The organism is Stygiolobus caldivivus (assembly GCF_019704315.1).
Taxonomy (GTDB): Archaea; Thermoproteota; Thermoprotei_A; order Sulfolobales; family Sulfolobaceae; genus Stygiolobus; species Stygiolobus caldivivus.
The window spans coordinates 593,300-607,690 of record NZ_AP024597.1; the positions used below are offsets into that span (position 1 = coordinate 593,300).

The following is a 14,391-nucleotide window of genomic DNA, read 5'->3' on the forward strand; positions in this document are numbered from 1 at the left end:
TAAGTTTCGTATACAATCAGGTGGTGTTTAAATGAATAGATCTTACTTGATATCAATTTTGTTAATGATTGCAATGGTAGTGTCAATTCCAGTTTTTAGTGCTAGCTATACTAGTGGAGGCATAACATTTTATTCACCAGTTGCTAATAACGAGGTTTATCATTCGGGCCAGCAGTTAATATTGAATGCAAGTACTGGAGAGCCTAATGTCCCAGTAACTATTTACGTAGAATATAACGGTAAGTATGTGTATGTTAATCCAGCAGCTCATACTAATGCTCAAGGATATATATATGCCGATCTGGGTACTTTTGGTACAGGCTCATTGACCTCTCCCGGGACTTATACTATTATAGTATCGACGTCAGGTACACCCCCTGAAACTGGTACTATAAATGTGGTGTACATACCGGCGGAGGCTACTATCAACGTAGAAGTGCTGAACAATCAGAATTTACCGGTTAGTGGAGCTACAGTGTACCTTTATAATGTGACTAACGGTGTCCATACTCTAATATCACAAAATACTACTAACCCTAGTGGAGTTGCGACCTTTCATGTTATATCTTATAACTTTACTCAGACTTTTGAGGTCGAGGCTAGTGCGTCCGGTTATGTATCATCAAGTGCTAATGTCTCAGTAATTGGTAACCAGACTGTTAATGTGGTTATTCATCTATACCCTGCAATATTAACAATTGTACCCTTATACGTTATACAGAATAATTCTATAGTTGATGCCGGTACTATGCAGTCACCTTTGCAATCAGTCGTAGTCACTCAGGGACTCCCTGCTTCTATGATAGTTGCAGTTATGTTTGCTGGTAAGCCCGTGACAAATGCTACCCTCTCGGTGAGTTCCGCATTACCAAGTCAGATAAAGATAGTGTCTTACTCTCCAATAACTTCTGGAAAATATGCTGGTGATTACAATATAACTTTTGTAGCTGCTGTTGAAAACTACACGAGTGTCCCATACGAGGTTGACTTAGATATAAACGCTACGTATATTACTTATACTCAGAGCAGCTATGTGGAGGTTCAGGCTTACTACAATGCCCTCACATATATACACACGACTTTAACTCAATTACAGAACGAAATTAACATCGTGTCGCAAGATGTAGCTGCGCTGAACAAGAGCATAACTTCATTAAACACTACTTTAACTTCACTGAGCCAGAGCATAACTACGATTAATAACGACATTAATACCTTAAACACAGAGTTAAAGTCCGTTAACCAGACCGCTACCGGGCTATCAGGGACTGTAACAAAATTGCAGAGCGAAATAAATTCGTTAAATGGGACTGTGGGGAGTTTAAGTAGTCAAGTGTCTTCATTGAACTCTAAGGTTGACGGTATACTGCCCTTAGTATATGGCGGTATAATAGCTGGAATAATTGGCCTAATAGTAGCAATAATAGCTATTATATTAGTCTATAGAAAAATAAGTTAAAATCCTTTTTTTTCTTTTCTTTCCTTTCTTCCTACTTGTTCTTAGTAGTTATTTTTTCAATGCTGTTTCTTTTCCCTTTATATCCTGACAGGGAAAATGAGTAAAATTTATTACGATGACTGATTAAATAGAAATTGCGGCCGTCGTCTAGTCTGGATTAGGACGCTGGCCTCCCATGTAAAGGGGAGAGCCAGTAATCCCGGGTTCAAATCCCGGCGGCCGCACTTATTTTAAACGGTTTATGACTTTTTATAATTTTTAGTTTATTCCGTATTGTCCTCGTTTTTGGAGCAAAACTAGGCTTATATAATTAAACACTTTTTATATTTTTTTAGCTTTTATCTATAATTTGTAAAATATGAGAGCTTATATCGTGGAATGAGACCAAAATAGTACTTAATTATTACTTTTGGTGACGTAAATTGGAACCCTAAAGTTTGTTTTAATTCTTATAAACAAATATATAGTGATATTGAGTTAATTAATACCAGCGACCGCCATTGTTGATCATAAAAGATTACCTCCCTCTGCCTAAGCAGTTGGACGGTGAGTTTTGGAACGTTGAAAGGATAGACCACATAAGGAGGCTAGCGGTTACGGGTAAGCCCTATAAGGTCTTCCCTGACTGGGAAGGATCATTAAGGATTTTAGACCGTGTAAGGTTTAAAAACGAGAAGAGTAAGGTAGTGGATAACCCTAGTTCTGATAGCTCTACTGAGGTAGCAGGGATATACATGTCTGCCCCATTATACCTTGGAGACATGTCCTACGGTGCCCTGAGCGGGAACCCGAACATCGTAATAGCGAAAGCTGCGGATTATACTCAGACTCTAGCAGGGACTGGTGAAGGCGGGTTACACCCTGAAGTGGCTAAATACAAGAGGATCTTTGTACAGTGGGCTTCTGCCAGGTTCGGAGTAGATTATGATGTCCTCTCCCACGGTGCAGCTGTGGTAATAAAGATAGGACAAGGGGCTAAACCCGGTATTGGTGGTCACTTACCGGGTAGTAAAGTCACGGGGCCTATTTCAATGACAAGGCGTATCCCTGTGGGTATTGATGCGATTTCACCAGCCCCACACCACGACATCTACTCTATTGAGGATCTGGGGCAGAGGATAGAAGCTTTAAAAGAGGCGACCGGAAAGCCGGTATTCGTAAAAGTAGCAGCGACGAATTACATACCTTATATTGTCTCGGGTATAGCTAGGATGGGTGCTGATGGGGTTATAATAGACGGGCACGGTGCTGGCACTGGAGCCACCCCCGTCGTGATAAGGGACAATGTAGGCATCCCTATAGAATTAGCGGTAGCCGTAAGTGACCGTGTGCTTAAGGAGCAGGGGATGAGGGATGGCTTTACGATTATCGCTGCTGGTAGGGTCGCAGACGCTACCGATGCGGCTAAGTTAATAGCGTTAGGTGCGGACGTGGTGAGTATAGGTACTGGGGCTTTAATAGCTATGGGTTGTGTGATGGTCCATAAGTGCCACATAGGTTCCTGCCCTTCGGCCCTGACTAACAAGATAGACGGGACAAGGGAGTTGGATATGGAGTTCGGGTTTAAAACGCTTACAAACTACATCAGGGGGTTTACTCTGGAACTGAGGAATATCCTCGATAACCTCGGTCTGAAAAGTGTAAGTGAATTAAGGGGTAGGAGAGAGCTTTTGGTAGGTAAGGGCCTATCTAGGGAGACCCTTGAGGTGTTAGGGATCCACGGTGAGGAGGAAGAGTTACCGCCTAAGATAGGGGAACTATGGAGTAAGAGGAGGAAGGTATATCTACACGAGTTGATCAATAAGGGTGAACCCGTAATAACCAGTATGGGTAGTACAGCGCCACCGGATATAGAAAAACCGGCCAGGGTCGTTGATTGGTTAAGGTCTGATGGCGCTCAGGTCACTAGGCCTTCTATAGACCCCTATAGGGAAGATATTGACACTAGTTTTTACTTAGCCCAAGGTAAGTTTTACCTCTCATTACCTATTATCTTCGACGTGTCAGACGCACAGCCTGAAGTTAGGGACGCCCTGAGTTGGGCGTCACTAGCCCTCAGCGCGGGTATTTTCACAGTGGAGGCGGACGTTAGGTTTAGTGAAGTGACTTTATCTAATGACGAGAAGGGTGCAATAACGTGGAGTAAGACTTACAAGCCTTTTACTTACCTTTACCTCCCCTCTAGTTCAGAAGCCGTTGAAGAAGTCGTGGAGTTAAAAGGAGTATTAGGCTTTATCATAGATGAGGACAGTGGGAATGAAGACCTAGAAGTGGTCATCTCTGAGGTAGATACTAAGCTCAAAGAAATGGGTATTAGGAAGAAGTTTGACGTAATCGCGAAGTCCAGCAGGATTAGGGACTCCGGTGATGTCTTCAAGCTCGTGGCCTTAGGTGCTGACAGTGTGGTAATGAGCCATAAGGTCTTGGACGTGGCTATAGGAGAAGGTTCCAGAACGGGGTTGAAGGACAAGGCATTTAACCTCATCGCGGGGTTTAAGAAGGAAATTGCGCTATTAGCAGGTGCAGCTGGGATTTACAGTGTACAGTCATCGTTAACCGGGAATAGGGAGCTATTGAGGGCAGTTAACCTGAACTCGTATGTTTTGAGGAAATTAAGGGTTAAGGTGGCTGGTTCATTATGATCCATCCTTCCGGTTGTGGTGTATTAGGGGTAATTAGGAAGAAAGACGCTCCTAAAATTAAAGGAGAGGCTGTTGTAAGGGGTATAGAGAGAGTAAGGTACAGGGGGAGTGATAGGGGAGCAGGGTTTGCGGTGTTTGATAAGAGTTCCAATAACAAGTACGTAATAAAGGTGTTCTTTGAGAAGGACCCCTCTCAGCTCGAATCTATATTTGAGTCCCACGGGATCAAGGTAAAGTCACGGGAAATTGAGTATATGGACGGGGATGTATGCGATTGCAAGTACGAGATCACTATATCGGACTTAACCCAATTGAGAAAAGCTTTCAGGAATATAAACGAGATAATGTGGAAACATGGTAGGTTGGGTAGGATATACAGTATAGGTTCATCACTGAAGGTCTATAAAGGTGTTGGGTACCCGAAAGATGTAGCGATGACTTATAAGGTCGAAGAGTTGGAGGGAGACTTATGGCTAGCCCATACTAGGCAACCTACTAATTCTCCGGGACATTACCCTTACTGGTCCCATCCCTTCTCGTCCTTCAATATAGCTATAGTTCATAACGGTGACGTGAGCTCTTTCGGTGCGAACCTAGAGTTTTTAATGGAGAGGGGATGGGAAGGGATGGTAGGTACTGACAGTGAGGTCATCGCGTTTCTATTCGAGGAGTTATTGAGCGAAGGGTTTACAGTAGAAGAGGCTACAAAAATCCTTGTTAACCCTTCAAGGAGGTTCTCTGTAATAAATAAGGAACTGGATTACTTTTATAGGAATGCCAGGCTTGACGGTCCTTTCACCGCTGTTATAGGTTACGATTCGGGCGACGACCTCTACCTTGTGGCACTCGCTGACCGTTCGAAGTTCAGGCCTGCAATAATAGGTGAGGACGACTATTATTACTATGTCGCGAGTGAGGAGAACGAGATAAGGGAGATAAGCCCTAAAGCTAAAGTCTGGACTTTAAAGCCCGGTTCTTACTTTATCGCTTCTCTTTACAAAGGTGTAATAGCTTATGGTAGGGATGAGGAGGAGAGGAGGTCGTTCTCTTCACCGCCGGTTTTCGTCCCTGAAAAGTATGACATAGACGCTAGGAATGTGGAGTATAATGAGCTGAACAAACTAATTGCATCTGTGGTCAAGAACGAAGGTAAGAAAGAAGTCACTGTGGCTAACCTTATGGGGCACAGGTTTATAGGTATAAGTTTCAAGCGCCTCGGTATAAGCAAGGTGAGGGTGAACCTCTACGGCGTAGTGGGTAATTCCTTGGCTAACTTAAATGAGGACAACGAGTTTTACGTGTACGGTAATGTTGCCGATGATTGTTGTGATACGATGCACGGCGGTAAGGTAGTAATTTACGGGGACGCGAGGGACGTGTTAGCTCAGACTTTTCAAAACGGTAGGGTGTTCGTTAAGGGGAATGCGGGGAACAGGGTGGGTATCCAGATGCGTGAATATAAGGACAGGAGGCCTTATCTGGTCATAGGGGGCATGGTAGATGACTACCTCGGGGAATATATGGCAGGGGGTGTTATTTTGGTCTTAGGCAGTAACGTAAAGCACGAGCCTGTAGGTAATTTCGTGGGGACTGGCATGGTAGGGGGTAGAATATATATCAGGGGTAGGGTTTCCCCTTCTAAAATAGGTCTACAGCCGCCAAAGGGTGAGGTAATAAGGCTCTTAAAGGCGTTACTCCTCGATAACCTGATTAGTGTAGAAGAGTTTGATTCGTTACGTGAAAAGGAGTACATTGAAGTTATGGACCTGCTAAGCGGGAAGGCTAAGGAATACGCTAAGAGGCTGTTCGAAGAGAAAGTCGGTATTCCCGAGTACGAATATAGGGAATTAAGTGAGGCTGAGTTTAAGGAGCTTTTGCTTGTAGTGGAGGAGTACTCTAAAGACATGGGGACGGACTACTCTGAAATGCTGAAGGAGAGGTTTACGGTAGTGACAGCTAGGTCTAAGAAATAATTTTTTGTCGTGTAAGTAGGGCCGGACTTGATTAGGTAGATTCATGATTTATTTTACAGATTGTATTTACCTAAGTATAGTGAGACTAACCATAAAAACATGCTAAGCAATAGTTAATACATAGTACGTGCAAAAGCTTAAGGTGACAAGTTTACAATTTAGTTTATTCAGGTAGTTTCACGTACACTTTATTATTTGCATATAAATTATACTAATTCGGGAGAAAATATTTTAATTTGCAATGAATACCTTAATGATCTACTCATTGACAGAGTCCTAATGCTGTTACTCTAGCAGTTATACCCAGTCGGTTAATAAAGGGCAAAAGTACTTTGGTATGAAACGTACACATTTTATGGGCAGTAGGACGAGGTCTTGCCCTATAGTGTTGACCTTGCCCTATAGTGTTGACAAAGTATAGCTACCTTCTTTATTTAAAAAACAAGATTACTTTATTTAAAAAACAAAGATTAATGTTAAAACCATAAATTAAACATTTATATAACATCTTTACGTATAAGTATTACGAGTTGTATTTTACTAAAGTCAGGGTCATAGGTGTTTCAGGTACAGCTGAAAAGATCAGAGAAGGACTAGAGTCTTTAGGTTATTATATAACGGAGAGAGGTGAAAACTTAAGGGTAGTAGTTGGCCCTATATCTAAAGCTGTAAAATACGTTAATTCTAAGCCCGTCATTTCAGTATCAGAGGACGGGGAATATATAATTCCCTTAACGGGAATAGAGAGCGGTGTTTCGTTTGTAGCGTCTGTCATTTCAGATATTATAGGTGGTAGTTTAATCCTCACTTCGAAGACCTCTGAAAAGGGGTTGTACAGTGTCCAAGAGTTTTCTTGGATAAATGGCTTGTATTGGCTGAGAAGAGACGGTATAAAGGAGGTCAACAGGAAGCTAGTAGAACGGGGTAGTTTACTGGTCTATTCCTCAGGGTTTGATAACTTTATATTACCTGAGGGGTATGAGAGAGCCGATTTCCCTTGTGACGCTGATATAGTTATAGGAGAGAACAGTTGCAAGGGCCTTACACTTATGCCCTATAAGGTTATTGTAGGGTTAAAGTTTATCCAACCTATTCCCGTTGAGGTTATCCTTTATAGTATAAAGTTAACCCTTAAGTCCCTTTACCTAAATGAAAGGAGGGTTGATGTAATTGTGACCGGCGTGAGGAATAGTACTATTGGGTCTTTAGGGAAGATTATGGGCTCAGAGGTGAGTGTTATTGAGGGGGATACGTGTGAGTCCCTCCTGCTAAATTACGGTGGGAAGACGGTGTTAAGGGGAGTGAAAAGGGCCTATGGTCTTGAGACTTGTTTGGGTGTGTTAAGGTTATGAGGAGGGTTTATAACGAGATCTTTGACGACTTTATATCTTTACCGGATAAAATCAAGAAAATAGTGAGTCTAGACCCAGCTACCACTGAGTCCCTATTTATGATGGGTTTAGGGGACAAGGTTATAGCCACTGACGCGTTCAGTTACAGACCGGAAGAGGCTAGGAAGAAGCCTAAAATAGGTAGTTATACTCATGTTAATGAGGACTTTCTCAGGCAAAACAAGCCCGACGTGATTTTCACTACTACCGGGGCACAAAAGGCTTTGACCAAGAGGTTAGTTGAAGAGGGGTATACTGTCTACCCTCTCGGTGTTTCTAATTCGGTCTATAGGATAATAAATAACGTGGAGGTCGTTTCGCTTGTGTGTAATGTCAAAGAAGAAGGTAGGAGATTGGCTTCATTTTTGTTAGGTCAACTGTCCCGTTATACCGTGGAACGTACTATAAGGGCTAAGGTCTATGTCGAATTCGATTTAGGCGGTGTTATAACATCTGGCTATCCTACTCATGTAAGTGACGCTATTTATCTCGTGGGAGGGAGGAATATATTTGATGACAAGGACGAGGCTTATTTCACTCCCTTCGATCAGGATATAATGTCTAGAGAACCGGATGTAATAATTTATGAGCCTAAGAGGCTTAATGAGTATGAAAAAGAGAGGTTTATGAGGAAGATGAGGGAGAGGGGCTTAGAGGAGTTAATTAAGAATAAGAAAGTGGTATTTACAATTGGTGATTTTTTAGCCCATCAAGGCCCAAGCTTTATTACTGATGGGTTAAAATTCTTACATGAAGTTATAAACAAGACATGAAGTTTACAACGAGAAGTCGGGTTAAGTTTTCATCCTTCTTAATTTCATTCTTCTAAGTATCTGAAAGCTTAGGGCTAATTTAAAGTAGTGGGTGGTTCATTTTCTCCCTTTACTCTTATCAGGTGTCTGGAGTATTCTATCTAGTTTTGTCCCAATTTTCCCGCTGAATATTGCCTTTATCAACCCTATTCCGGCTATTACAATACCTATAGCCATTATGAACTCGGTCACTGTCCCTGCAATAGAGGAGTAACTGTCGAAATTGGAGAGTTCGTAAGCGGGGATAACGGCATAATGGACGGACACTGGTTGGGGAGAACTTGTAGGGTTATTTATAGCTAGGATATAGTTACCGGGTGTTACTCTGGCAGCTATGAAGCCGTTACTGTTATTAAACGCTAGGGTAAGGTTATTATAGTATATGAAAACGTTAACATTACTATTATTTGTTACTACGTAGATAGTATTATTTTTATCCGTAGCTGTTACGTTCACCACTTTCTCCGTCAATGAGGGGTTTACTTTAACGTTTACTGTATGGTTGACTAATTCCGAATCAATTTGGTGATAATATGGTAAATAAAAAGGCATCAAAAGGTTACCTGCTAGTCCTAGCAAAAAGATCAATATCCCCACTGCTATTAATGATAAGTTTTTGTTCATACCTTATCTTCTCTTATCCTTAAAATTTAAATTCTTATTTAATTAATGTAAACCTATGTCCGGTGTTTACGAAATCTGTTGAGGTACTCGATACAACACTAAGAGATGGGGCACAGACCGCAAATATATCCTTCACGTTGAACGATAAGATACGTATAGCCCTACTTCTTGATGAATTGGGAATAGACTATATAGAGGGAGGTTGGCCTGGGTCTAACCCGAAGGATGAGGAGTTCTTTAAAGAGATCAAGAAGTACGGTCTAACCAAAGCTAAGATAGCAGCATTCGGGAGTACTAGGAGGAAGGAGTTTTCCGTTAAAGAAGACCCAAGCTTGAACGCCATAATAAGGTCTGATGTAGAAGTCGCGGTGCTGTTTGGTAAGTCATGGACCCTACATGTGACGGACGTGTTAAAAATAAGCCTGAAAGATAACTTAGACTTGGTCTATGACAGTATAAGTTACCTTAAGTCTCACGGGCTGAAGGTCATATTCGATGCTGAACATTTCTATCAAGGCTATAAGGAGGATAAGGACTACGCCCTTAGTGTGCTGAAGACGGCTGAGGAAGCGGGTGTAGATGTTATAGCCTTAGCAGATACTAACGGCGGAAGTCTCCCTTACGAGGTGTATGATATAACAGCAGATGTAGTAAAACATGTAGGGGTAAAAATAGGTTTACACATGCATAACGACTCGGGGTGTGCTGTTGCAAATACTCTCATGGGAGTTTTAGCCGGTGCCAGGCATGTGCAAGGTACAATAAACGGGATAGGCGAAAGGACTGGTAATGCAGACTTAATCCAGATAATCCCTAACTTGTCCTTGAAAATGGGTTATAACGTATTAAAAGGTAAAGACAGCCTGAAGAAGTTAAAAGAAGTATCAAGGATAGTCTATGAGATAGCTGGGTTACACCCGAACCCCTATCAGCCTTATGTGGGCGATTTTGCTTTTACCCACAAGGCAGGTGTTCATGCCGATGCTGTAATGAAGGTAAGTCGTGCTTATGAACATATTGACCCTTCTCTAGTGGGTAATACTAGGAGGTTTGTTATCTCAGAGGTCTCAGGTTCATCTAACTTGGTGACTTATCTAGAGAATGTAGGAATAAAAGTAGACAAAAAAGACCCGAGGCTTAAAGCAGCTCTGGCCAAGATAAAGGAGTTGGAGAATAGGGGTTATAGTTTTGACCTAGCTCCGGCTTCTGCAGTCCTGGTGGCTATGAGGGAATTAGGCTTGTACAGCCCCTTAATAAAAGTTGACTATTGGAAGGTAATCAATGAGAGGGAGTTAGCTATAGCTGTAGTGAAAGTTAACGGGCAACTCGAAGTGGCAGAAGGAGTTGGACCGGTTCACGCTATAGATATCGCGTTAAGGAAAGCCTTGCAGAAGGTGTACCCCGAGATAGGTAAAGTGAAGCTGACTGACTACAGGGTAATTTTACCCGGGGAAATAAAGAACACAGAGAGCGTGGTCAGGGTCACTATTGAGTTTACAGACAACGAGAGGACGTGGAGGACCGAGGGTGTCTCTACCAGCGTTATAGAAGCTAGTGTTATGGCACTGATCGAGGGACTGGATTATTATTTGCAACTTAATAACAAGAAATTAAAAGCTACTGAAGTTAATAATTAGCAAATGGTTCACAGTTGGGACCCTGGTGGGGCTACAGAAAGTAAAAGTAAATTATATATATACTTACGTTTTCTAAGGATAGAGCAGACGTTCTTTAGTCTACCCATGGCATATCTAGGTGCTTTTGTAGCCATTAAGAAGGTTCCCCCTCTTTATATTCTCTTTTTAATTTTCCTTTCATTGTTCTTTTTGAGGACAGCAGGGATGACTAATGACAATTTGGCAGACCGTGAGATAGACGCTAGGAACCCTAGGACAAGGACCAGACCGCTAGTTACGGGTAAGATCAGTGTTACGGAGGCAAAGGTATTAATAGCGGTCTCATTAGCCGGGTTCTTTGCATCGGCATATTTTGTAAACTTTTACGCCTTTGTTCTGTCCCCCTTAGTGGCACTAGTTGTAATGACGTATCCTTATATGAAGAGATATACTGCCTTTGCTAATTACCACCTCGCTACAATACAAGGTTTAGCGATATTTAGCGGTGCAGTAGCCTCATTAGGACTTTACGTCCATTCTTTTACGTCTTTATTTGAGGGGATACCTTGGTTTTTCGTGCTGTCAGCTATATTCTGGGCTGTTGGTTTTGACCTATATAACCACATCCCTGATGCTGAATTTGACAAGAGTATGGGGTTACACAGTTTTGCTGTATTATTAGGTAATAAAGCATTACCTTTTGCCGGACTTAACCAAGTATTGTCTGTAGTACTGGCTTTTATGGGCGACGTGTTCTACGGCCTCGGCCCGATAGCTTATATTGCCACTGTATTGCACGGGCTAATAATGGCTTATGCGTATTATTTGGCCACCAGAGGGAATTTCGGAAAAGCGTTCTATTACAATATATATTCGTCGGTAGTGTTGGGCCTAGGCGTAATATTTGACATAATACTGATCTAGAACCTCAGCATCGGTCAAGGTTCATCATAATCCAGAGAGGGGATTGTTCATCATACAAAAATACAGTTCAGCCTCGGGTTCTCATATCACCAGGTCACTGAAGGGCGGGCGTCATCATATGAACTTTTCTAACCCACTACTTATGCAGTTCTTCCAACTGCTTCTTAACCCTTGTAATATATAGTTCACGTATTCTTTAGATGGTTCAAATTCTCCTTCTTCAGACGGGGATAAATAGGTATATGCAAAATAAACGTTTTTGTTCTCGTCTTCTACCTTTACGACATCTCTTATGTACCTTATAAGGTGCTTTTCAGCTTTATCGAGTGCGTTTAATTCACTCTCCAACATAACGTATATATACCCACAGACTTTCCCTCCCTCGTCACTTCTTAAGTTTGCACAATACCCCCACCTGCAAGGGGTGTTGAAGACTATTCTAGATCCCGTCAGGAGAGCCGGTATCTTCTTAAATATTCTGGTAACACCCCTTTGTTTTAGTATCTCTTCATTAGTGTTCTCAGCATATGCAAAATAATTTAAGATTACGGGCATTCCAGCGTATTTTGAATAGTCCCCGTCTTCTACTGTGTCTCTCCCTTCAATAGTCTGGTTGTAGACGTATATATTTACGTCGTTTAGGCTGTACCTCCTCTTGTAATCAAAGTATACTCTGACTTTTTCTCTAACATAGAGGTCGTCTGGCCTTCCGTTAAAGTCCTCTACTTGATCTAGGAGCCTTAATGTCTCTTCCGAAACTTCGTACACTTCTCCGTGTATAATTCCGTCTCCTTTAACTACACCGGGATAGTTCCCTAAGTCATACATCCTAAAACCTTCCGTAAACCCTAACCCTACGAACCTGGAGTTCCTTAAAAAATGGTTTAGTTCGAACCCGAATCTCAGTGATCCGTAAACGAATAGGTAAGGTATATTCAATCACCTCCTATTAAGTATTCAGCCCAAAGCTGTAGTTCACTCTCATCAAGCTCTCTCCTCTTACTCCCCTCAATTATTTCAGCTCTTACTATTTTTACTTTTCTAGTAACCTCGTCTACTTCACCCCTGATTTCAAAGTACTTGGGCTCACTATCTGCCTCTTCTAGCCCGCTGGCATCTGAGATGCTTGGAGGGAAATAAGTAATTAAAATGACTTTTTTATTTTCTACTTCTTCTATTTCCTCCACTCTGTAACTAGGGAGAAGCTTCAGCCTTAGGACTTTATCTAAGTCAAACTCTAACACGGTTATATCTTTTAACCCTGAGTTTTAAGTTCTCCATCCCAATTACAATAACCTCTTCTCCTTCAGCAATAGGTTCATCTGATATCGCTAACCACCTCTCTCCTTCTACTAGGATATATCCCTCTTTTCCGGGCAAGATGTCATCAAGTGCTTTGCCAATTTTTCCGTTATAGGTATACAAATTCCTACCTTTAGTCTTCCAGACTACGTAAAAGACGCGGTAAGATATGAACCCCACAATTGCCAGAGAAGGAACTGCTACTATGGGGTCAGAATACTGTCCAGTAATAACAAGTAGGAGTACCACTACTACGATCAAAATTATAGGTATTGCAATATGACTTACCATAATACTTAAATTGAGAAGCGAAAATAATAACTTTGTGAAACTTTTACCGATATTTTTGATATTTATACTAATAGCACCTACTGCCGGGGTCTTGTTACTCCATGCCCAGTCCTCATCTTCTTATCCCATCGGGATGTCTTTCTTTCCCCTAACTCAAATATACTATACTAACGAGGTAGTAGGGGCTGTAAATATTAGTTCCATGTATATTGGTAGTAGTTATTTCCCTAATGGACAATATTTTACATATGGTAATGCGTCATTACAGTTAAACGTTATGGTAGACGGGCTATATTGGGCTCAGGACGTAGCACTATTTCACGAGATAAATAGTAGTAGTTTTGATATCACTTTCGTAGTTAACGTATGGGATTTAGGCGGTCCTTTTACTAATAGTAATATAACCAGCGGAGTAGTTTCAACTTACCAAGGGCTTGGCGTAATATGCTATTTAGGGCCTACATATAAGGTCTCTACACCGCTTTCTTTGGTCTTATTTATGTTAATTAATTCCTCCTATCTGGACTTCGGCTACCAATTAGGTAATAAAGTCGATATATATTACAGTGTACCCATTGGGGGACAATTTCAGATAGGTGGGCTTTCTGTAAGGGGTGTACCTAACGACCTTGAGTTTGTCTTCGGGGGACCAGGAGGAGGTAGTGTTGTGGAGATGTACGTTAACGGAAGTGAGGAACTTTATTTCGAGAATAACGGTAAGCTCCAGATAGTCCCTCAAGCGTTCTCTGTTGGTCTCGATACTGCAGAAAGCGTAATAGGTATAACCTCTTCCGCCAATTTAAGCAACATATGTATGCCTTTTACACAGTTAAGCTATGGGAGAGACGACGTAAAGGTACTATGGCCTGTTAAGCCCCAATTAGATGTAAAAAATAACGGTTCTAGTGTCCTAGTCACTTTAACCTATGACGGGAAGCCTTTACAATGGCAGAAAGTAGAACTTGAGAAGTTTTCGTTCCCTTCACTGCTCAAGACTGAGGAGGTAGGAGTTACCGGTTCAAACGGCTCGGTGATGTTTAAGTATAACTCCAGTTCCTATGTAATCTATTACCCTGGAAACTTCAGCCTATCTTCTACTTATTACGTATCTCTTCCTTATCTGTCATCAGTTACTTCGTTCCTTAAATCCGCATATGATAACCTAACATCATTTATATCCCATTACAATTTTAAGAAAACTATCTCGTCATTCTTCGGACATAAATCCAGTTCGATAGCGTATACCTCCCAAGTATCTATAAACTACACTATTTTACTCTATATTCTAGCTTTTAGTATAGGCGTTGTAATATCAGCCATACTATTAAAATTTAAGCATTGAGTGAGTATAATATAA

12 protein-coding genes and 1 tRNA gene are annotated in these 14,391 nt (G+C 41.5%); 9 read left to right on the forward strand and 4 right to left on the reverse strand.

What is annotated here, in order from left to right; translation table 11 throughout:
* The first annotated feature begins 31 nt into the window (after positions 1 to 31).
* The 6 genes from KN1_RS03025 to KN1_RS03050 all read left to right on the forward strand — a co-directional run bounded on the left by KN1_RS03025 (position 32) and on the right by KN1_RS03050 (position 8,238).
* Complete coding sequence (locus KN1_RS03025; RefSeq protein WP_221289353.1) at positions 32 to 1,459, forward strand: carboxypeptidase-like regulatory domain-containing protein; 1,428 nt, start codon at positions 32 to 34, stop codon at positions 1,457 to 1,459.
* A 136-nt stretch (positions 1,460 to 1,595) separates the two neighbouring features.
* Positions 1,596 to 1,683, forward strand: a tRNA-Gly gene (locus KN1_RS03030).
* Between the two features lie 276 nt (positions 1,684 to 1,959).
* Positions 1,960 to 4,101, forward strand: coding sequence for a glutamate synthase-related protein (locus KN1_RS03035; RefSeq protein WP_221289354.1), 2,142 nt, complete (start codon positions 1,960 to 1,962; stop codon positions 4,099 to 4,101).
* Positions 4,098 to 6,074 carry a class II glutamine amidotransferase gene (locus KN1_RS03040; protein ID WP_221289355.1) on the forward strand — a complete coding sequence of 659 codons (1,977 nt, stop codon included), beginning with the start codon at positions 4,098 to 4,100 and terminating at the stop codon, positions 6,072 to 6,074. The genes KN1_RS03035 and KN1_RS03040 overlap by 4 nt, the downstream gene beginning before the upstream one ends.
* 530 nt (positions 6,075 to 6,604) lie before the next feature.
* Complete coding sequence (locus tag KN1_RS03045; RefSeq protein ID WP_221289356.1) at positions 6,605 to 7,426, forward strand: hypothetical protein; 822 nt, start codon at positions 6,605 to 6,607, stop codon at positions 7,424 to 7,426.
* Positions 7,423 to 8,238, forward strand: coding sequence for an ABC transporter substrate-binding protein (locus KN1_RS03050; RefSeq protein ID WP_221289357.1), 816 nt, complete (start codon positions 7,423 to 7,425; stop codon positions 8,236 to 8,238). Before KN1_RS03045 ends, KN1_RS03050 begins: the two co-directional genes overlap by 4 nt.
* A gap of 96 nt (positions 8,239 to 8,334) precedes the next feature.
* Here KN1_RS03050 and KN1_RS03055 read toward each other — a convergent pair whose 3' ends face one another.
* Complete coding sequence (locus tag KN1_RS03055; protein ID WP_221289358.1) at positions 8,335 to 8,901, reverse strand: hypothetical protein; 567 nt, start codon at positions 8,899 to 8,901, stop codon at positions 8,335 to 8,337.
* A gap of 62 nt (positions 8,902 to 8,963) precedes the next feature.
* On the opposite strand from KN1_RS03055, the gene cimA reads away from it, so the two are divergent.
* On the forward strand, positions 8,964 to 10,538 hold the full coding sequence (cimA, locus tag KN1_RS03060) for a citramalate synthase (RefSeq protein ID WP_221289359.1): 1,575 nt from the start codon (positions 8,964 to 8,966) through the stop codon (positions 10,536 to 10,538).
* 3 nt (positions 10,539 to 10,541) lie between these two features.
* Positions 10,542 to 11,441 carry a 4-hydroxybenzoate octaprenyltransferase gene (locus KN1_RS03065; protein WP_221289360.1) on the forward strand — a complete coding sequence of 300 codons (900 nt, stop codon included), beginning with the start codon at positions 10,542 to 10,544 and terminating at the stop codon, positions 11,439 to 11,441.
* A gap of 114 nt (positions 11,442 to 11,555) precedes the next feature.
* On the opposite strand, the gene KN1_RS03070 is transcribed toward KN1_RS03065, so the two are convergent.
* From KN1_RS03070 to KN1_RS03080, 3 genes are read right to left on the reverse strand one after another with little or no spacing between them, the layout of a single operon-like run.
* Complete coding sequence (locus KN1_RS03070; protein WP_221290506.1) at positions 11,556 to 12,374, reverse strand: gamma-glutamylcyclotransferase family protein; 819 nt, start codon at positions 12,372 to 12,374, stop codon at positions 11,556 to 11,558.
* 2 nt (positions 12,375 to 12,376) lie between these two features.
* Positions 12,377 to 12,685 carry a hypothetical protein gene (locus KN1_RS03075; RefSeq protein ID WP_221289361.1) on the reverse strand — a complete coding sequence of 103 codons (309 nt, stop codon included), beginning with the start codon at positions 12,683 to 12,685 and terminating at the stop codon, positions 12,377 to 12,379.
* Positions 12,672 to 13,034, reverse strand: coding sequence for an NfeD family protein (locus KN1_RS03080; RefSeq protein ID WP_221289362.1), 363 nt, complete (start codon positions 13,032 to 13,034; stop codon positions 12,672 to 12,674). The genes KN1_RS03075 and KN1_RS03080 overlap by 14 nt, the downstream gene beginning before the upstream one ends.
* A 34-nt stretch (positions 13,035 to 13,068) precedes the next feature.
* Here KN1_RS03080 and KN1_RS03085 point away from each other — a divergent pair, with 34 nt between their 5' ends.
* A complete protein-coding gene (locus KN1_RS03085) occupies positions 13,069 to 14,376 on the forward strand; it encodes a thermopsin family protease (protein ID WP_225905766.1) in 1,308 nt (435 codons plus the stop codon).
* The last annotated feature ends 15 nt before the right edge of the window (positions 14,377 to 14,391 follow it).